The sequence below is a fragment of the Thermostichus sp. MS-CIW-36 genome, assembly GCF_054059035.1.
In genome coordinates this window covers 1-17,120 of record NZ_JBSSBR010000026.1, presented here as the reverse complement: position 1 = coordinate 17,120, position 17,120 = coordinate 1, and the positions used below count along the sequence as shown (strand labels likewise).

The following is a 17,120-nucleotide window of genomic DNA, read 5'->3' as shown; positions in this document are numbered from 1 at the left end:
CCTCCCAGCGGCGGGGCATGCAGCTTATTGAGATCAAATCTCGCCGCGAAGTGGAGAAAATGCGGCGGGCCGGTCGGGTGGTGGCCCAAGTATTGCAGGAGATCGCGGAGCGCCTAGAGCCGGGCTGGACTACGGCAGATATCGATACCTATGCTGAGAGACGGGTGGCCCAACTCAATGCTTTGCCCAGTTTCAAGGGCTACTACGGCTTTCCCGCCTGCGTTTGTGTCAGTGTCAACCATGAGGTGGTGCACGGGATCCCCAGTCCCCGTAAAGTGGTGCAGCCGGGAGATGTGGTCAAAGTGGATTTTGGTGCCATCGTCGAGGGCTGGCATGCGGATTCCTGTATCACCATCGGCCTGGAACCTCTGAGCGACGCAGCTCGGGATCTGATCGATACTGCGGCCAAAGCCCTGCAGACGGGCATCGACTGTGTGCGCCACGGCGTTTGGCTTCAGGATGTCTCGGGTGCCATTGAAGATTACATCGAGGGGCGGGGCTATTCTGTGGTGAAGCAGTATGTCGGTCACGGGGTGGGGCGCAACCTGCACGAGGAGCCGCAGTTTCCCAACTATCGCACCCGCGATCTGCCCAATCCCAAGCTGCGCTCCGGCATGACGGTGGCCATTGAGCCGATGGTGAATGCGGGGGGAGAGGCAACCCGAGTGTTGCCAGACCAATGGACGGTGGTCACAGTAGATGGCTCTTGGTCGGCTCAGTTTGAGCACACGGTCTTGGTCACCGAGTCTGGAGCAGAAATTTTGACCGATCGCACGCCTTTTCAGTCCTAAGGGATCCCCTGATGAAGGACTGCAACAGTTAGGATAGAAGAGGTGGAGCATATTTTCATTTCTTAACAGCGCGTGTCGTCGCGGCTGTGGATTGTTCTGTTGTTTGTTATGTCGTTTTTGGGAGGGCTCATTGTCTAAGGAAGATGCCATTGAAATGGAGGGGGTTGTTACGGAATCCCTGCCCAACGCCATGTTCCGAGTGGATCTGGACAACGGCTTCAACGTGCTCGCTCATATCTCCGGCAAAATTCGCCGCAACTACATCAAGATCTTGCCCGGCGACCGGGTTAAGGTGGAGCTGAGCCCCTATGACCTCAACAAAGGGCGCATCACCTACCGCCTTAAGAAAAAGTAGGTTCCCTAGCTGGGCTGCTGAGGATGAAAGAGCTGAGCCAAGTTCTCAAGACCAGCCTCTGGGCTACAGTCGGCGGCTTGGGTGCTCTAGCCGTTCTCAACGCTTGGATCTCCTCCCAAACTCAGCCTCTGCAGAGCCTGCTGCCGGGAGAGGAAAGGCACCACTTCTGGCGGGGTCATCGCCTGTTTTACAAGGTCATGGGATCCGGCCAGCCGTTGTTGTTGTTGCACGGCATTGGGGCAGGCTCCTCCAGCTATGAGTTTCGTGCAATTATGGCGGAGCTGGGGCAGCACCATCAAGTCTATGCTCTGGATTTGTTGGGGTGGGGCAACTCAGAACGTCCAGATTTGAAGTACACCGGCAGCCTCTATGCCGAGATGATCGGGGATTTTGTCCAGCAGGTGATCGGGCGACCGTGTCACGTCATTGCCAATTCCCTCTCGGCAGGGTTTGCGCTGCGCTCGGCCCGTCTACAACCCCACCATTGGCAGAAGCTGTTGCTCATCGCCCCTCTGGGAGACAACAGCCTTATCCCCGATGCGCTCGGGATCCCTTTGGCCCAGATTGCCTATGGATTCCTCAGCCTGCCCGTTCTGGGGTTGGCCTTCTACAACGGCATCACCGCCCCCTGGAGTGTACGCTTGTTTACAGAGCAGAGCTTGTTCTGATACATTTACGCTGAACACTGCTGAACATCATTGTTCAACTATGCAGCGATAGCATTCTGTTTGTTTCCAAACAGAATGGCGGTATCCCGCAAAGCTTTGAGTAGAATACCCAAAGCGCAGTTTCCGTGTCGTCTTACTACCAATTTTCTGCTTTGCTTTGGCTACCATGTTGGCAGACTCGAAAGTAAACAGAAAGATCAACTGGTAGTAATCCGTACTGAACATATTATAATACATTATTTTCAGTATAGTTGAGCTTATTATTGACTAGAGTCATGCTCCCCCAGCTACGCCCTGGATGAGGCGGTGGTGGACTACTATTACCAGGCAGCCCACCAGGCGGGGGCTCAATTTGCCCCCCGTTCTTTTCTCACCGGCAAGCTCAATTTGCCCATCGAAGACGACTTTCGCGTGGTGACCAAGCCCATGGTTCTGGTCTGGGGAGAACAGAACCGCCTCACCGGCCCAGAACAGGCAGAGCGATATCGCACCTTGCGCCCGGAGGTGCCGATTTACCGATTGCCGGGGGCTGCTTTTCCGCACATTGAAGCGCCGCAGACCTTTTTGTCGGTGGCTTTGCGCTTCTTGGCCGAAGCCGATCCTGCTCTACCGGGATGACGGACAGGGGATCCCTTCACCCCTTGGAAGAAAACAGCTGGGGATTGACGCAAGAAGCAGCCCTGACATCAGGGGGAACGACCGTACTCTCGGCTGACGCGACCACCCCCAGCCACTTCCCTGAGGGGAAAGGGGAGTTGATACAAGCCCGGCAACTTAAGTGGGCTCCCCGGCCTTATCCTCCCAGGGATCACTATCCACAGGAGTGGAGCTGGAAGGGGGAGGGGTCTCTTCTTTGGCATACTCCTGTTCCCAAGCCGGTTGTTCGGGGGCGGGTGCGGGCTCAGGTGGACGAGGACGCACAGGCTGCGGCTCAGGTTCAGGCTCTTCTTCTGCGTAAACGTCTTCTTCTTCGGCTTCGTATTCCTCGTCGTATTCTTCTTCGTAATCTTCCTCGACGGCGGAACTCTCGACAGCACTGGGCAGGGCAGGAGCAGGGCTAACTCCGGCTTCCCAAGGGGGCTTGCCGATTCCCAGGGTTTCCAAAATCCCCTTGGCCAGTTGGGTTAGGCGGGTCTCAGCGCCATCGGCAACAATGAGGCGATCCCCGCCCACAGAGACAATCTCGTCAGTGGAGAGCAGATAGGTGCTGAGGATAAAGCCAGGTAAAAAGGTGAGGCCAAGGTTGGAGAGCACCAAGCCCGTGATGATGCCGGAGACGGAGTTGAACTCAAAATCCTTAACTTTGCCGAGGCGGATCCCTTCTTCGGTTACCACCTCGCTGCCAACCACGCGACTCAGGCCCTCCAAATCCAAGTTATCGAAAACTTCTTCGCTGGGGACAAGAACTGCATCCTGACCCAACGCTGTTACTTGCCGCAGCTCCATCAAACGGGGGGATCCGGCAAGGGCTTTTTCCAGCACCCCCAGCACCAGAACCTGCTTGGCTTCCAGATCCGCCCAAACTTCGCTGACTACCCCAAGCCGGGCTGCGTTGCCCTGGCTGATCACCTGCGTTCCCAGAACCTGTGACCGCCGACGAACCTCTGATCGCACCAGCGCAACAGATCCTTTCCCAGTCGTCATGATGGTTTCCCCGTCGTAAGTCAAAACGTTCCCGTTGTTGGGCTGCGTGTCTGACACAGTTCGCCAGAATTAAGTAAGTTAATAGTACCACTGCCTGTCTCCTCCCTCGCGGGCTGCCCAGGTGGGATCCCGGCCAATCTGCCTGCTCCAGGCCAGAAACTGCTCTGCCATCGCGCCCAGGGAATAGTGCTCTTCTGCCCGTTGCCGACAGCGGCTCCTGTCGATGTGATCTAGGCGCTCTACAGCCTCTGCCAAAGCTGCCACGTTGTCCGGCTCGACGATCCAGCCGGTTTCTCCATCGCTGACAATTTCCGCGGGCCCACCCCGGCGGTAGGTAATCACCGGCACGCCACAGGCCAAAGCTTCCACCGCCACCAAGCCAAAGGCCTCCACCCACTTGGGGGTCATGATCAAGGCTGAGCATTGCCCCAAGATCCGCTGCATTTGCGGGGTGGGCAAAAACCCTCGGTAATCCAATTGGGCATGCGGGTACTGCTCTTGGATCTGCTGCCAGTAGCCTGGCTCTTGCAGGTGGCCTAGGATCACCACCGGCCTTCCCGTCTTCTCGGCTAGGGCAGCACAGTCTTCCAGGCCCTTTTCGGAGGCAATGCGCCCAATCCAACACAGGGATCCATTCCCTTGGGGCACAAAGTCGTAGAGGCGCAGATCCACCCCGCAGGGCAGATAGACAAAGGGATCCCGACCTGCCGCCATCTCGGCTCGGGCAAAAGCAAAGGTCTGGGCTTGCGCCCGCGAATGCACCGCCAGCCGACCAGGGTAGCGATGGGCAATGTGCTCTAGAGCCTGATCGACGGCATCGCTGAGGGATCCCATGCTAACAATGTGGGCCACCGGGGTGCGGAAAAAATCCGTCAAATAAAACGAGAGCCAATCGTAGCTCCAGTTCACGATTAGATCGAACTGATCTTGCAGGTGGGCAGCCCGCTGCCACAGGTTGGCCAGCAGAGAGGGGGTGTGGATCAGAACCGGCTGATCGCGGCGCTGGGTTTGCGCATAGGCCGGGGGAAGGCCCGCCACCGGCTCGATCACCTCCTCCGGCAACTCCGCCATTCGGGATCCCACAGGGGCCAACACCCGCACTTGGGATCCCATCTGGAGTAAGACACGCGTCAGGTTGGCAAGATTGAGCTCCACACCACCACCGGCCCCGGATCCCAGAGGTCCAACAGGGGTGGAGAGGAACAGATAGCGGTAGGGACGAGCCATAGGGAGAGCCTCGGTAGCTCAGCCCATTGTCTTCTCAATCCGGATACCCGACTCCTTTTGCCTGGCCTCAAAGCCCACAGCCTGCCCAGAACTTTATGAGGCTTTGGCTACAAAAATTTCTCCCTTCTCCACCTTGACCTTGTAGATGGCCAGGTCTGCATTGGCCGGGCCACGGGTACGGCTGCCATCGGCAGCAAAAGCCGAGCCATGACAGGGGCAGACAAAATTCTCGCCCCGCCAGTTCACATCACACCCGGCATGGGGACAGGCGGCATCCAGGGCCAGCAGAGAATCTTCTTTTTGCGGATCCCCGACCAACCAGAGGGTGACGGTGTTTTTCCCAAAGGCGTTTTCCACCTTGAAGGGGCCATCTTTGAGATCGGCCAGGGTGGCAACTTTCACAAACTCCGGCTCAGAAGCCTTAGAGCCAGAAGCAGTTCCCTGGGCCAGGGCAAAACGGCGCTGGGTAAACCCAGGTAACCAACCCACCAATGAGCCAAACCCGAGAGCCAGCCAGCGAAGAAAACCACGACGATTGTTGTACATGGCCATGTGTCCTTGGAGGTGTGCAAAATGTGCGTCATGGGCCAGCGAAAGCCCGGCCCCTTCAGAAGGGATCCCCGTACAAATGCTGCCCTTAACATTTTGTTACACCGGAACAGTTTCGGCCAGGGCCAAGCCGCACTTTTTCCGGCTAGAGTACGCAGCAGCAGGCATCTTGGTTGCTTCATTGATTTGGCCGATGGGATGGGATCCCTTTCGGCTGTTGTACGCCTGGAGCCTAGGGTCGGGAGGTAAACAGCTCAGCAACCGTGCAGACAAAGCCGGGCAACAGGGGAGAAGACAACGCATCCTGAGCCAACAGCGTTTCTACCAAGACCAACTGGGCCTGTTGTCTGCGATACACCTCTACTCTCTGAGCCAGCCGATCGACGATCCAGTACTCTTGCACCCCATACACAGAGTAGAGTTTCCGTTTTGCCAAGCGGTCTCGATCCTCATGAACTTTTCCAGGTGATAGGACTTCAACCACCAGCTCAGGGGCACCCCGAAAATGTCCTGCTTCATCTTGAATCTGTGATAGCCGCTCATAACTAACCCAAACAACATCGGGAGATACACTGTCCGAGTCAGAAAAAATGAGACCTGGCATAATGGAAGGCTCACCCAGCCCGGTCTCGAGCGACCATTGATCCAGCAGGGAGAAAATCCGCCCGGCCAGGTGCTGATGCTTGTGGTGAGGAGAGCGAGTTACCAGCAGTTCTCCGTCGATGATCTCGTAGCGGATCCATTCATTCTCTGGCAGAGCCTCGATGTCTCGAGTAGTCCAGCGTACCTCTGTGGCAGTCATTAGCTGTCCCTGTAGCGATGGATGATGCTATGCCTAGGGCACCCTGCGGCTATACCTACGGCACTGCGCCGACAACTGCAACGCTGTCGCAACGGCGGAAACCACACTTGGCGTAGCCAAATCTTAGCCCAGGATCCCGTTCACAGAAGCGGGACGGAGTCCTCCCTCTCTGGCCACGACGGCTCAATGGGTAGAGCTTCTACGGAGCTGAACTATCGGTTGAGCTATCGTGTGGGGCTAGTTGGGATAGATGCGCAAGCGGCGGTTGGGCTCTTCGCCAAAGCTTTGGGCCCGCAGGTGGTAATGTTCCACCAACTGGTGTTGGAGCTTGCGGATCAGAGGCGAACGGGGCAAAAGTTCCACCGGCTGAGACTTGGGAATGACAATTTGCTCCACCGCCAGGCGGGCTTCTTCCAGAGCTTCGGTTTCATCGCCTGAGCTGGCGCGAATGAACAGCTCCAGGTCGGAATCGGATCCCTCTTCGCTTTCAATGTTGAGAATATGGCGCAGGGCGCGAGCCAGGGCAATCAGAGTATTGGCCTTGACGGTGTGAATCGGGATCTGGCGGGAGTGGGCCATCTGCTGGATCTTGGAACGGCTGCGCACCTGGGATCGCAAGGCCAAGACAATGTCTGCCTCGTCTAGATCTTTGGTGACATCCGCCGACAGTTTCAGGGTTTGGATCACCTGCTCCAGGTAGAAGCGGCTCACTCCGTAGGGGTAGATCATCAGCGGCCCATCCGGATTCTGCTGCCGTCCTGTCGGGGCTAGGGCGGATCCCTCCCAGTCCAAATCTTCTTCTTCGTCAGAGCCGGATTCTACTCTGGATTCGGCCACCACCTGAGGGGCAGGACGGGATCCCGCCGGCGTTGACGGGACGGAGTCCTCTCGCCTCTCCAGGAGCAAACCCGATTCTCCTTGCTGCTGCGAGCGACTTTCAAGCGGCTCTGAAGGCAGAGCTTCCATCCGTCCAGAGCGTTGCCATCCTCCCCGCTCCCGTGCTGCGGAGATTGTGCTGCCGGCGGGGGGCCATTGGGGGCCAGATAGAGCCGGGCGCCCGTTTGCGCCAGCGGTGCTCCGCACTATCACCACCTGGCCGTGTTCGTCTAAACTGCGGGTTTGGGTCAGCGGCTCGCGGTTGCGCAAGAGACGATCCACAGTGGCGGCCACATCTTCGTGGATGACCCAGCGGGATCGCTCCAGCATCTCTATGGCAATCTCAAACGTAGGGGGAGCTTTGCGCTCCAACACACTCTTTTGAGAGCCCCGTCGCCGCGCCTCTTCATCTCCCAGGGTGACCGATTGGATCCCGCCTACCAAGTCGGAGAGGGTGGGATTTTTGATCAGGTTGTCGATGCGGTTGCCATGGGCAGTGGCCACCAGTTGTACCCCCCGTTCGGCAATGGTACGAGAGGCCAAGGCTTCCAGTTCGGTGCCGATCTCGTCGATGACCACCACTTCGGGCATGTGGTTCTCCACCGCCTCAATCATCACCTTGTGCTGCAGCTCTGGGCTGGCCACCTGCATCCGTCTGGCCCGGCCAATGCCCGGGTGGGGCACATCGCCATCGCCGGCAATCTCGTTGGAAGTGTCGATAATAACCACTCGTTTGCCCAGCTCATCCGCCAGCACACGGGCAATTTCCCGCAGGGCCGTGGTTTTGCCCACCCCTGGTCGGCCTAGCAACAGCATGGAGCGCCCCTGTTCCACCAAGTCGCGGATCATGCTGATCACGCCGATAACGCAGCGACCCACCCGACAGGTAAGGCCGATGATCGTGCCTTGGCGGTTGCGAATGGCACTGATCCGGTGCAGGGTAGAGGCAATGCCTGCGCGGTTGTCACTGCTGAACTCTCCAACCCGGCTGATCACCTGATCCAAGTCGGCCCGGGTGATCACGTCTTCTGAAAGGTAATCGGCAAAGCCGGGGAAGCGGGCTTCGGGGCGGCGACCCAAATCCAGCACCACCTCCACCAACCGATCCAAGTGGGGATGCTGTTCTAGGCGCTCACGAATCGGAGCAGGCAGGATATCCAAAAGCTTACTCAGGTCGTCGCTGTATTGAACCTGGCCGGGAAAGCCGGTACGTTCACGTAAGCGTTCCGGATCCATCGACGGACTTGGGGCTGAGGGCTGTACGGGGAAACTCATGGCTGAGCAACGTCGTTAAACGCAGGAAAAACAGGTTTGCCTAAAAGCAACGGATCGCCGCTTTACTTGCTGCACCAACTGCTTGGCCAACGGGATCCCTGCCGCCAATCCGGGATTCCATCCTGACTCCGATGAGCTGTGGGCTGGCCCTTCCAGATAGGCTGACACCAACTGTCGCGCGTAGCTGCCGAAGGCTACCCCCGCCACCGGCCACCGGGGATCCAACAGCGGCACCGTTTGGGCGTTGGTTCCTCCTGCCAATTGCACATAGCCTGGCAGACCCATATTCAGTACCTTCTCGGCCAACTTTAGGGCAGCTTTGCCGGTGCCAGCTCCAATATCCCCACTCATAGGCCGGCCATCCACCTGCCAGATCAACACCTCCGGCAAGGGATCCATGAGGGCCAGCAGATCCCTCAAATAAGCCTCTAGGCCCGGACCATCGTTAAAGCTAATCGAGATGGCCTGGAGCTGAGGTAGCCAGGGCTTCAGGGATCCCCACAATTCCTCGAATGGCCTCTGGCGACCGATGCAGGTGTGAATCTCCACCGCTTGAATGCCCAGCTCGACCAAAGGCGGCAAAACTTCTGACAAAGCGACCTGGTAGCCGAAGGTGGCAATGCGCCGGTGGGGGCAAACCGGCTCACAGCGCCCACAGCCGTAGCACAGCTCTGTCTGGATGTGGACTTGAGCAGGAAGGGCTGCCTGGGTCAAAGCATGAGGGGGACAAACTGCCAGACAAGGCTGAGGACAGTCGGCAGGACAAACAGGAGCCGTCAGCACCGCCTTGCGGAAATGCACGTCTTCACCGTCATTGACGCTGACCATCAACCAAGGGGATCCCGCCTGGGGATCTTCGGCTTGTGCCCGTTGGATCCCTTGTTGAGCGGCCCGCACTATGGCCGGATCGGCAGCGACATCAATGCAATCTGCCCCGGCCAGCGTGTAAAGGAAAGCCAGCTCCCGAACCGAGGGCAAGTGGTGGAAACTTGCACCGCAGATCAACTTAAACCAGGTACCCTGTTGCAGCGAGGCGGTTGGCAAGGTCACAGGCACAAGAAGCCGCTAGCAGGATGGGAATCTGAGCCGCAGGCCATCTATTTGAGATGGTAGCAAAGAAATTTCGAGGATCCTGAAGAGAGGTTCAGGCGCTCTGCAGAGGTTGCCAACGAATTGACCGTTCTCGGCCCAGTTCCACCACAAACTTCACTCCCTTGTCTTCCCGACTCAGCTTCACCAGGTAGGAGAGTTCCTGTTGGCTGAACACATGCCCTTCGTAAAACCAGAACACCAACCCCTTAGCTTTTGGGGGCAAGGTGGCCCGATACTGCTCGATCAACGCCGGGAAAAAATAGGTGCGCCGCTCCGACTTGCCCAATGTGGCAGGCCGTACCCCATGAATGCACGTCAAATAGCTGGCCAGATCCCCGATTCCCTTGCTGGAGAGCGTGACCACCTCATACCCGGCTCCGCGCAGCCGCCGCAGGTAATGTCCTTCGGACCCCCCTTCTGGGGTTACATAGATGGCCAAAGCTCCAGCTTGCTCCAGTTGCTGTACAAACTTTGCACCTGAGCCGACCAGCAGCATAGGAAAAACTCCATGACTCGTCTAGGGTTGGACAAGCAGCCCACGTGAGCTCATTGTAGCGGGAGCGGGCCCGAAGCCGGGGATAGAAGCTGTCGATAGAACCCATAGAAAACCCATAGAAGAATACTTGCCTACTTCCCTGTTTTGCAGGAGGGAACGTAAAGAAGAGTTAAGATATAGATGACCTACTCGCAAGTCTCAACCCAGCGGTGGCGGACGAAGACGGATGGATCCCTCTGAGCAGGGATCGCCTCCCTGTCAATCACACAGCGACGACAGATGAACCTCACGATGCGACGACGCGAGCTATTGACCTCGGCAGTGGCCGGGTTAATTACAGCACCCCTCAGCTTGGCAGGAGAGCAAAGAGCAATGGCCCAACAGACTTATCCCTTCACCAAAACCGACGCCGAGTGGCGGCAACTGCTCACCGAAGAGCAATACTATGTGCTGCGCCAAGAGGGCACTGAGCCCCCCTTCCGCAACGCTTACTACGACAACAAAGCTGCGGGCATCTACGTCTGTGCCGGCTGTGGGCAGGAGCTGTTTTCCTCAGCGGCCAAGTACGACAGTGGCACCGGTTGGCCCAGCTTTTGGGAGCCGATTGCTCCCCATGTGATCGGTACCAAGACGGACTGGAAATTGTTTGTGCCCCGCACAGAAGTCCACTGCTCCAACTGCGGCGGGCATTTGGGGCACGTGTTTCGGGATGGCCCCCCGCCCACGGGCTTGCGCTACTGCATCAATTCTGCTGCCCTCAAGTTCATCCCAGCCACCGCCTAGAAATCCTCTTGGCTCCAGCTAAAACTGAGCCGCCTGTCTGGGTGAGCCTATGTCGGACTACACGTTCCTGGATGCTGCTTCGATTCTGCTGCGGGAGGGCCTGGAAGCTCTCTTGGTGCTGGTGGCACTGCTGGCCCTTATGAGCAAGAGCAGGCAATCGGCTCAGAAGCGCTGGGTGTGGATAGGGGGATCCGCGGGCTTGCTGGCAGCGGTGATGCTCGGCCTGCTGGTGAAGCTGTTTTTCCAGCAGATGCTCACCCACACGCGACAAGAGGTGCTGGAAGGGATCACCGGGCTGGTGGCAGCAGGTTTGTTGTTCTCGGTCAGCCTTTGGTTGCACCGCCGGGCTGCAGTGGCTTCTTGGCAAACCTTTGTGCGGGAACAGGCGCAGGCGGCACTGGCCACGGGTCAGGTTTTTTCCTTGGCTTTTCTGGCCTTTGTGGCGGTGTTTCGCGAGGGGGCGGAAACGGTGCTGTTTTATGTGGGGTTGGCCCCTTCCCTCTCGGCAAAAGATTTTTGGCTGGGGATCGGCCTGGGATCCCTGGTGTTGGTGGCGGTGGCGATCTTGCTGCTGCAGGTGGGGCTGAAATTGCCGCTGGGAGTTTTTTTCCGGGGCCTGAGTCTGCTGGTTTTCTATTTGGGCTTTAAGTTTTTGGGCAGTGGCCTGCACGCTCTGCAGGTGGCGGACTGGCTGCCCATCACCCCCCTGGTCGGGATCCCAAAGCTGCGCTGGCTGGGCATATATCCCACTTGGCAGACGCTGCTCCCCCAACTGGTGCTGCTGGGAATAGCTTTCGCCTTGTGGGTGAGGCAATGGCTGCGGGCTGATTCTGCTCAGAGGCTTTCTTCGTGAAAAACGCTCTCCACCGGCACTGGGGATCCCATAAGCCATAAGTTTGATGAATCCCTGTCCTGGTTTTGATGGATGGCAATGATGCAGGTCACAATTTCATAGTCGTTTCAGGTTGGGACAAGGCGACCGAGGTACTGGGAAAAGCCTTCTGGCCCTGTGCATCTAACGTTTTAAGTGCGGGTGCAGTGTCCTGGTTTGAATCAAAATGACCCTTTCTTTAAAAAGAAAGCGCTCTGTACGTCGCGCCTGAAACCGCACCCAGTCAAGCCTTCCAGTCCAAGAAAGCAAAGCCTACCGGCAGGGATCCGGCAGGCCGCTGGATTTTGTCGGAGATCCCCAGTAGGGAACCCTGTCGATCGCTACGGAATCGACAGAGAACATCCACTCTGTGGGGTTCCCGAGAATCAGGTATCGTAGACCCGGCATTCAACAGCATCTGGGTTTTCAGCGCAGTGCTGCTCTAGGCTGCTGGGAGTCCTCGGCTGGTGGCTGCGAGCTGCCAGCACTTCTTCAACCGCATCCCAGGCCGCACGGCAGTGGGGATCCCCTTCGCCGTACTCAGAGCAGACGTTGCGAGCATTTTCCAGCTCTTTGGCGATCACTTCAGACAGTCCCATGTTCTCAAGCTCCTTTAGACTAGATGGGGCCGGTGGCCCGCTGATATAACCGGTTGACGCAGAACCTGTAGGGATTCGGTGTAACCGAGGATCAACAAGTAGAAACCAGCCGATCCAGACGGGGAATAAGTTCAGGATAATGACCTTGTGCCAACCGAATTGATCAACCGGATACATTACCTATTCTAAACAGGGACACCCGGGGGGTGCAGCTACGCTTTCGCGATCTCTTTGGGATCAGGATGCGCAGGGATCCCTCAGGCCCCAAACAGTTGTTCAATCCGTTGCCGCACCTGCTCTGGGGATCCCTGTTGACGCACTTGGCCTTCCGAGAGCAAAATCGCCCCGTCTGCCCACTCCAGTTCTGCCAGCCGATGGGTTACCCAAAGGGCGGTGATGCCTTCTTGATCCACCAGTTGCCGGATGCACCGCAGCAAATCCGCCTGGCTGTCGGGATCCAACAGAGCTGTCGGCTCGTCCAAAAGCAGCACCTCACTGCACCGGGCCAAAGCCCCTGCCACCGCCACCCGTTGCTTCTGTCCGCCGCTGAGGCCGTGGATGGGCCGACGGATCAGGTGCTTCAATCCCACCTGCTCCAAGGCCGTTTCCACCCGCTGGTGAATTTCCGCCAAGGTCAGAGCCTCTGCTCCCAAGCCAAAGGCCACATCGGCTCCCACCGTGGGCATGAACAGTTGGTGATCCGGGTTTTGAAACACATAGCCCAGCCGACCGCGAATCTCCAGGTGGCCCGAAAGGGGCTGGGGATGGGTCAGGGATCCCGACAACAACTGCAACAGGGTGGACTTACCGCTGCCATTGGGCCCCAACAGCATCCACAACTGGCCCTTGGGAATGACAAAACTGCACGCCTGCAAAACCGGCGGACGCTCCGGCCAAGCAAAGGTCAGACTCTCCACCCGAATGGCCACCTCAGACATGGGGATCCCTTAGCGGCAGAGAGAAAAGGGCTGTCCTCAGCTTTGCAACTGGGCCAAAAAACCGGGACGGGCTCCCATGGGGCTGGCGCCGCCCGACTTGGAAGTCATTTGCACGCCACATAGCTCACCGGTGAGCAGAAACACCTTTTTGCCGGTGCGGTCACAGGTCAGCTCCAAACTCTGAGGGGATCCACTCTGCAGAGCATTGACGATGCTTTGGTAGGCCCGGTTGGCCGCTTCTTCCTCTTTTTGATGGACAACGATGGGGGCAGGGTTCCCTTTCAGGAGCAGTTCCAGAGTGTACATGGCTGACCGTTGCGTAGTGGGCCGTGGGACAAAAGAGAGGCACCCAGAGGACGCCGTTGGCGACAGCAGGACGAAGTCCTTTTCCAGTATCGCAGGTTGGGCCAGGGTACCGGCAGGCTCAACAAATGACGGGGGAGTTTCTCTCGCCAGATTAGGCCAGGCCGGTGCCGAGAAAAGGCAGCAGGCTAATCAGCAACAGGCCGAACGTGGCCAGGGATCCCGCCAAGAAGGAGAGGGATCGCCCAATGGGAATATCGGCAATGTAGAAAAAGTTGTAGAGCAGCCGCGCCAGCAGAAACACCCCACACAGCACAGCTACCCCTTCATCTCCGCTGAGGCCAAAATACCAGGGATCCGAGTGAGGGCCGGTGATGTAGGCGATCAACGCTGCTGCCGCAAACATCCCAAAGGTCTCAAACCCGTTGGCATGGGCCCAGGTGGCCCGTTGCCCGTAGGGAGGTAGCCTATCAAACATAGCCCGAGGAGCATGCAGGTCGTAGCCAACGCGGGCACGGGCATAGCCCACCACCCCCATGGGCAGATAGACCAAGAGCATGGCTGCCGCAATAGAGAACAGGGGGATAGCTGCGAGAGGAAGGCTTGGCAACATAAGGCAAAAGGACGGTGCAAGATAACAGGGGAGAGGAAGGAGCCCAGCTCGGGCAGGAGCTATTGCCGGGAAAACCAACACCAGAACCATTATCTACCGGGCTGGCCAGCCGGGCAGAAGCCTGATTTGGTGATTGATGCTTGGGTCAGGAGATCTTGCGGATTTGCCGGCGGCGCTCCTCATATTCAGCGCGGGTGATCAAGCCCTGTTTCAACTGGCTTTCCAACTGCTGTTCGGGATCCCGAGCTTCTCGGCCTTCCACACTGGTCCATTCCAGCTCGATCAACCCTCGATTGAATCGAAAATCGAAATCGGCATTGCTCATGGTCAGGATCCACAGCCCTTCCAGCAAACAAAGGGCGCGTACCCCGTAGCTGAGTATCTGCAGCGGGATGGAAGGAACGAACACCATCAGCCCCGCCACCAAGTAGCCCCAGCCCCAGCGTTGGTGCCCCATATAGAAGCGCTGCAACCCTGGGATCAGCACCCCCAGCATCGCCAGCCAGCCGGCCACCTCGCGGACCAACCGCCGACGTTCCTGTGGGGGCATATCAGGGCCCCTGCTCTCGGCCATAGACTGCACTAGCTAGATGTGCCATTAAGCTAGCTCAGTTTTGGCCGCACAGGGCTCAGGAACTTGGATCCAACCTCAGAAGATTTTTGAGCAGAATCCTGCCGCCTATACTTGATGGGGGCAGTTCGGGGAAGGAACATGGCAGAGCGGGAGCTATCGGTAGCGATCTTGGCAGCGGGCAAAGGTACCCGGATGCGATCACGGCTGCCCAAGGTGCTGCACAAACTGGGATCCCTGTCTTTGATCGAGCGGCTGCTGCGCACGGTGCTAACCTTGAAACCCCACCGCTGTCTGGTGATTGTGGGTTATGAACAAGAGCAGGTGCGCCAAGCCCTGCGGGAGTACCCGGTTGAATTTGTGGAGCAGGCCCAGCAATTGGGCACCGGACACGCCGTTCAACAGCTGTTGCCCGTCCTGGGCGGTTTTCAGGGGGATCTGCTGGTGATCAACGGGGATGTGCCCCTGCTGCGGGCAGAAACCCTGCAAGCTCTGGTGGAGCGCCACCGCCAGATGAACCCAGAGGTAACCTTGCTCTCGGCTCAGGTGGCGGATCCCTATGGCTATGGGCGGGTATTTTGCGATGCCCAACAGCGGGTGCTGGAACTGGTGGAAGAGCGAGACTGCACCCCGGCCCAACGGCAAAATCGCCGCATCAACAGTGGGGTGTATTGTTTCCACTGGCCGGCTCTGGCCCAGGTTTTGCCCCATCTCAATCGCAACAACGCACAGCAGGAGTACTACCTAACAGATGCCGTCAAGCGGGTGGGCAAAGCCATCGCTCTGGATGTTGCCGATCCGCAAGAAATTGTGGGCATCAACGACCGCCGCCAACTGGCCCAGGCGTACCAGATTTTGCAGGATCGCCTCAAAGAAGCCTGGATGGAAGCCGGGGTCACCTTTGTGGATCCCGACAGCAGCAGCCTCGAGGAAACGGTGGAATTGGCCCCCGATGTGGTGATCGAGCCCCAAACCCATCTGCGAGGGGTGTGCCGCATTGGCTCGGGAACCCGCCTGGGGCCGGGCAGTTGGATCGAGTCCAGCGAGATTGGATCCGGCTGTCACATTCTCTACTCGGTGGTCAGCCACAGCCGCATCGGCAACCACGTCTGGATAGGCCCCTACGCCCACGTGCGCCCCCACAGCCAGATTGGGGATCATTGCCGCATCGGCAACTTTGTGGAAACCAAAAATACCCAGATTGGATCCCACAGCAATGCCGCCCACTTGGCCTACCTGGGAGATGCCAAGCTGGGATCCCAGGTCAACATCGGCGCGGGCACCATCATCGCCAACTACGACGGCCAGCAAAAGCACTTCACCGAAATTGGGGATCGCAGCAAAACAGGCGCCAACTCGGTGTTGGTGGCTCCTTTGCAGGTGGGATCCGATGTCACCATTGCTGCCGGCTCCACCATCCCTGCCCGCTACCCTCTGCCGGATGACTGCTTGGTGATCGCTCGCTCCCGCCCGGTGGTTAAGCCCGGCTGGCGACCCGGGATCCGCTCCTCCCGCCGCCAAGAGCTCCAGCCCATGCCACCGGGATCCCTCAAGATTTATCCCTTGCGCCTCTTCCCCGGCCAAGATCTCAAGCAGGAACTGGAGCGATTGGCCCGGCAGCAGCCCTTGCAAGCGGGGTTTGTCCTCAGCGCTGTCGGCAGCCTCAGCCAAGCCATCCTGCGCCTGGCCGACCAAATGGGGGATCACCTGCTGTCGGAACGCCTGGAGATCCTGGCCCTGAGTGGATCCCTGTGCCCTGACGGAGTCCATCTCCATCTCACCGTTGCCGATGCCCGAGGCCAAACCTGGGGGGGACACCTGCGCCCCGGCTGCCTCATCTACACCACCGCCGAAATTGTCCTCGCCGACAGCCCGGAGTATCGCTTCTCCCGTCAACCGGATCCGGCCACCGGCTACCTGGAGTTGCACATCCAACCCGTGGCAGGGGATCCCTGCTGGCCGTCCCCACCCCCCCAACCCCAGCAAAACCAGCAGACAAAACCAGAGGCTGACAACAGCAGGCCGAAAAGCTTACAGTAGTCAACATGAGTTACCTAAAGCTAAAGGGGGCTTGTGAGCGCCAAGCCGAAAGCTTCACGGAACTCATGGACGCTTTGCGGTGTGGCGGGCATATTACTGGGTTTTCGGACGCAACTCATTCTTAACCGCAAGCAAACAACTCTAGCCGCCCAACACGCTGGGGTAGCCCGCCACGCCTATAACTGGGGCTTAGAAGTCTGTCGGCAAGCCCTGGAGAACCAGCAAAAACTTCCCACCGCCATTGACCTGCACAAGCGCCTAGTGGCCGAGGTGAAGAAAGAACATCGCTGGTACTACCAGGTCTCCAAATGCGCCCCTCAGCAGGCATTACGCAACTTGGAGCAAGCCCTTAAGCGCTGGCGGGGTGGGTTGGGGAAGTTTCCCCGCTTCAAACGCAAGGGAGTGCGAGACAGCTTTTACCTGGAAGGGAGTATTCGCACTTCTGGCAACCGCATCAAGGTACCTATCTTCGGTTGGCTGCGCTGCGCAGAGCTGCTCCCGGTGACCACACCCAAGAACGTGGTTGTTAGCTTGAGAGCATGACTCTAGTCAATAATAAGCTCAACTATACTGAAAATAATGTATAATATGTTCAGTACGGATTACTACCAGTTGATCTTTCTGTTT

General features: G+C 58.2%; 20 protein-coding genes and 1 pseudogene. 9 read left to right on the top strand and 12 right to left on the bottom strand.

The window, feature by feature from the left end; genetic code table 11:
- Positions 1 to 17: 17 nt before the first annotated feature.
- From map to ACVWVQ_RS10975, 4 genes are all read left to right on the top strand, one after another.
- Positions 18 to 791, top strand: a complete 774-nt coding sequence (map, locus tag ACVWVQ_RS10990) for a type I methionyl aminopeptidase (protein WP_414344308.1) — start codon at positions 18 to 20, stop codon at positions 789 to 791.
- A gap of 130 nt (positions 792 to 921) precedes the next feature.
- Complete coding sequence (gene infA, locus ACVWVQ_RS10985) at positions 922 to 1,146, top strand: translation initiation factor IF-1 (protein ID WP_011434173.1); 225 nt, start codon at positions 922 to 924, stop codon at positions 1,144 to 1,146.
- A gap of 23 nt (positions 1,147 to 1,169) precedes the next feature.
- On the top strand, positions 1,170 to 1,814 hold the full coding sequence (locus ACVWVQ_RS10980; protein ID WP_457508454.1) for an alpha/beta fold hydrolase: 645 nt from the start codon (positions 1,170 to 1,172) through the stop codon (positions 1,812 to 1,814).
- A gap of 306 nt (positions 1,815 to 2,120) precedes the next feature.
- Entirely contained in the window at positions 2,121 to 2,432 is a 312-nt protein-coding gene (locus tag ACVWVQ_RS10975; protein ID WP_457508452.1) for an alpha/beta fold hydrolase, read from the top strand.
- A 156-nt stretch (positions 2,433 to 2,588) separates the two neighbouring features.
- Here ACVWVQ_RS10975 and ACVWVQ_RS10970 read toward each other — a convergent pair whose 3' ends face one another.
- The 7 genes from ACVWVQ_RS10970 to ndhN all read right to left on the bottom strand — a co-directional run bounded on the left by ACVWVQ_RS10970 (position 2,589) and on the right by ndhN (position 9,775).
- Positions 2,589 to 3,428, bottom strand: coding sequence for a PRC-barrel domain-containing protein (locus ACVWVQ_RS10970; protein ID WP_457396814.1), 840 nt, complete (start codon positions 3,426 to 3,428; stop codon positions 2,589 to 2,591).
- 108 nt (positions 3,429 to 3,536) lie between these two features.
- Positions 3,537 to 4,685: a glycosyltransferase gene (locus ACVWVQ_RS10965; protein WP_414384084.1), complete on the bottom strand. Its 1,149-nt coding sequence runs from the start codon at positions 4,683 to 4,685 to the stop codon at positions 3,537 to 3,539.
- A 93-nt stretch (positions 4,686 to 4,778) separates the two neighbouring features.
- Positions 4,779 to 5,237 (bottom strand): QcrA and Rieske domain-containing protein, encoded by a 459-nt coding sequence (locus ACVWVQ_RS10960; RefSeq protein ID WP_457508450.1) that lies wholly within the window; start codon positions 5,235 to 5,237, stop codon positions 4,779 to 4,781.
- 229 nt (positions 5,238 to 5,466) lie between these two features.
- Positions 5,467 to 6,036 (bottom strand): Uma2 family endonuclease, encoded by a 570-nt coding sequence (locus ACVWVQ_RS10955; RefSeq protein ID WP_457508448.1) that lies wholly within the window; start codon positions 6,034 to 6,036, stop codon positions 5,467 to 5,469.
- Between the two features lie 237 nt (positions 6,037 to 6,273).
- On the bottom strand, positions 6,274 to 8,148 hold the full coding sequence (locus ACVWVQ_RS10950) for a R3H domain-containing nucleic acid-binding protein (protein ID WP_457508446.1): 1,875 nt from the start codon (positions 8,146 to 8,148) through the stop codon (positions 6,274 to 6,276).
- A 54-nt stretch (positions 8,149 to 8,202) separates the two neighbouring features.
- Positions 8,203 to 9,243: a Light dependent period protein LdpA domain-containing protein gene (locus ACVWVQ_RS10945; protein ID WP_414413168.1), complete on the bottom strand. Its 1,041-nt coding sequence runs from the start codon at positions 9,241 to 9,243 to the stop codon at positions 8,203 to 8,205.
- Between the two features lie 88 nt (positions 9,244 to 9,331).
- Positions 9,332 to 9,775, bottom strand: coding sequence for an NAD(P)H-quinone oxidoreductase subunit N (ndhN, locus tag ACVWVQ_RS10940; RefSeq protein ID WP_414355931.1), 444 nt, complete (start codon positions 9,773 to 9,775; stop codon positions 9,332 to 9,334).
- Positions 9,776 to 10,066: 291 nt separating this feature from the next.
- Between ndhN and msrB the strand changes: the two genes are divergently transcribed.
- Positions 10,067 to 10,558 carry a peptide-methionine (R)-S-oxide reductase MsrB gene (gene msrB, locus ACVWVQ_RS10935; RefSeq protein ID WP_457508444.1) on the top strand — a complete coding sequence of 164 codons (492 nt, stop codon included), beginning with the start codon at positions 10,067 to 10,069 and terminating at the stop codon, positions 10,556 to 10,558.
- Positions 10,559 to 10,607: 49 nt separating this feature from the next.
- Positions 10,608 to 11,411, top strand: coding sequence for an FTR1 family iron permease (locus tag ACVWVQ_RS10930; RefSeq protein WP_457508442.1), 804 nt, complete (start codon positions 10,608 to 10,610; stop codon positions 11,409 to 11,411).
- 404 nt (positions 11,412 to 11,815) lie between these two features.
- On the opposite strand, the gene ACVWVQ_RS10925 is transcribed toward ACVWVQ_RS10930, so the two are convergent.
- From ACVWVQ_RS10925 to ACVWVQ_RS10905, 5 genes are all read right to left on the bottom strand, one after another.
- Positions 11,816 to 12,028, bottom strand: a complete 213-nt coding sequence (locus tag ACVWVQ_RS10925) for a CP12 domain-containing protein (RefSeq protein ID WP_011434185.1) — start codon at positions 12,026 to 12,028, stop codon at positions 11,816 to 11,818.
- A gap of 257 nt (positions 12,029 to 12,285) precedes the next feature.
- Positions 12,286 to 12,966: an energy-coupling factor ABC transporter ATP-binding protein gene (locus ACVWVQ_RS10920; RefSeq protein ID WP_457508440.1), complete on the bottom strand. Its 681-nt coding sequence runs from the start codon at positions 12,964 to 12,966 to the stop codon at positions 12,286 to 12,288.
- 36 nt (positions 12,967 to 13,002) lie between these two features.
- On the bottom strand, positions 13,003 to 13,272 hold the full coding sequence (locus ACVWVQ_RS10915; RefSeq protein ID WP_414332008.1) for a hypothetical protein: 270 nt from the start codon (positions 13,270 to 13,272) through the stop codon (positions 13,003 to 13,005).
- A gap of 151 nt (positions 13,273 to 13,423) precedes the next feature.
- The gene (locus ACVWVQ_RS10910) at positions 13,424 to 13,882 is read right to left on the bottom strand and encodes an MAPEG family protein (protein WP_457508438.1); all 459 of its coding nucleotides are present in this window, start codon (positions 13,880 to 13,882) and stop codon (positions 13,424 to 13,426) included.
- A gap of 145 nt (positions 13,883 to 14,027) precedes the next feature.
- Positions 14,028 to 14,432, bottom strand: a complete 405-nt coding sequence (locus ACVWVQ_RS10905) for an SHOCT domain-containing protein (RefSeq protein WP_457508436.1) — start codon at positions 14,430 to 14,432, stop codon at positions 14,028 to 14,030.
- A 162-nt stretch (positions 14,433 to 14,594) separates the two neighbouring features.
- Here ACVWVQ_RS10905 and glmU point away from each other — a divergent pair.
- The 3 genes and pseudogenes from glmU to ACVWVQ_RS10890 form a co-directional block, all read left to right on the top strand.
- Positions 14,595 to 15,950, top strand: a pseudogene (glmU, locus tag ACVWVQ_RS10900) (bifunctional UDP-N-acetylglucosamine diphosphorylase/glucosamine-1-phosphate N-acetyltransferase GlmU); the annotation flags it as partial.
- A 36-nt stretch (positions 15,951 to 15,986) separates the two neighbouring features.
- Positions 15,987 to 16,493, top strand: a complete 507-nt coding sequence (locus ACVWVQ_RS10895; protein WP_414355965.1) for a PPC domain-containing DNA-binding protein — start codon at positions 15,987 to 15,989, stop codon at positions 16,491 to 16,493.
- A gap of 81 nt (positions 16,494 to 16,574) precedes the next feature.
- Positions 16,575 to 17,036: an RNA-guided endonuclease InsQ/TnpB family protein gene (locus ACVWVQ_RS10890; RefSeq protein WP_457443865.1), complete on the top strand. Its 462-nt coding sequence runs from the start codon at positions 16,575 to 16,577 to the stop codon at positions 17,034 to 17,036.
- Positions 17,037 to 17,120 lie beyond the last annotated feature (84 nt).

What these genes read in the sequence shown, in the direction of transcription:
- map (WP_414344308.1), top strand. Translation starts at nt 18, where the DNA reads ATGCAGCTTATTGAGATCAAATCTCGCCGCGAAGTGGAGAAAATGCGG.
- ACVWVQ_RS10960 (WP_457508450.1), bottom strand. Translation starts at nt 5,237, where the DNA reads ATGGCCATGTACAACAATCGTCGTGGTTTTCTTCGCTGGCTGGCTCTC.
- ACVWVQ_RS10910 (WP_457508438.1), bottom strand. Translation starts at nt 13,882, where the DNA reads ATGTTGCCAAGCCTTCCTCTCGCAGCTATCCCCCTGTTCTCTATTGCG.
- ACVWVQ_RS10925 (WP_011434185.1), bottom strand. Translation starts at nt 12,028, where the DNA reads ATGGGACTGTCTGAAGTGATCGCCAAAGAGCTGGAAAATGCTCGCAAC.
- ACVWVQ_RS10915 (WP_414332008.1), bottom strand. Translation starts at nt 13,272, where the DNA reads ATGTACACTCTGGAACTGCTCCTGAAAGGGAACCCTGCCCCCATCGTT.
- ACVWVQ_RS10980 (WP_457508454.1), top strand. Translation starts at nt 1,170, where the DNA reads ATGAAAGAGCTGAGCCAAGTTCTCAAGACCAGCCTCTGGGCTACAGTC.
- msrB (WP_457508444.1), top strand. Translation starts at nt 10,067, where the DNA reads ATGCGACGACGCGAGCTATTGACCTCGGCAGTGGCCGGGTTAATTACA.
- ACVWVQ_RS10905 (WP_457508436.1), bottom strand. Translation starts at nt 14,432, where the DNA reads ATGCCCCCACAGGAACGTCGGCGGTTGGTCCGCGAGGTGGCCGGCTGG.
- ACVWVQ_RS10950 (WP_457508446.1), bottom strand. Translation starts at nt 8,148, where the DNA reads ATGGATCCGGAACGCTTACGTGAACGTACCGGCTTTCCCGGCCAGGTT.
- ACVWVQ_RS10895 (WP_414355965.1), top strand. Translation starts at nt 15,987, where the DNA reads ATGCCACCGGGATCCCTCAAGATTTATCCCTTGCGCCTCTTCCCCGGC.
- ndhN (WP_414355931.1), bottom strand. Translation starts at nt 9,775, where the DNA reads ATGCTGCTGGTCGGCTCAGGTGCAAAGTTTGTACAGCAACTGGAGCAA.
- ACVWVQ_RS10930 (WP_457508442.1), top strand. Translation starts at nt 10,608, where the DNA reads ATGTCGGACTACACGTTCCTGGATGCTGCTTCGATTCTGCTGCGGGAG.
- ACVWVQ_RS10965 (WP_414384084.1), bottom strand. Translation starts at nt 4,685, where the DNA reads ATGGCTCGTCCCTACCGCTATCTGTTCCTCTCCACCCCTGTTGGACCT.
- ACVWVQ_RS10920 (WP_457508440.1), bottom strand. Translation starts at nt 12,966, where the DNA reads ATGTCTGAGGTGGCCATTCGGGTGGAGAGTCTGACCTTTGCTTGGCCG.
- ACVWVQ_RS10955 (WP_457508448.1), bottom strand. Translation starts at nt 6,036, where the DNA reads ATGACTGCCACAGAGGTACGCTGGACTACTCGAGACATCGAGGCTCTG.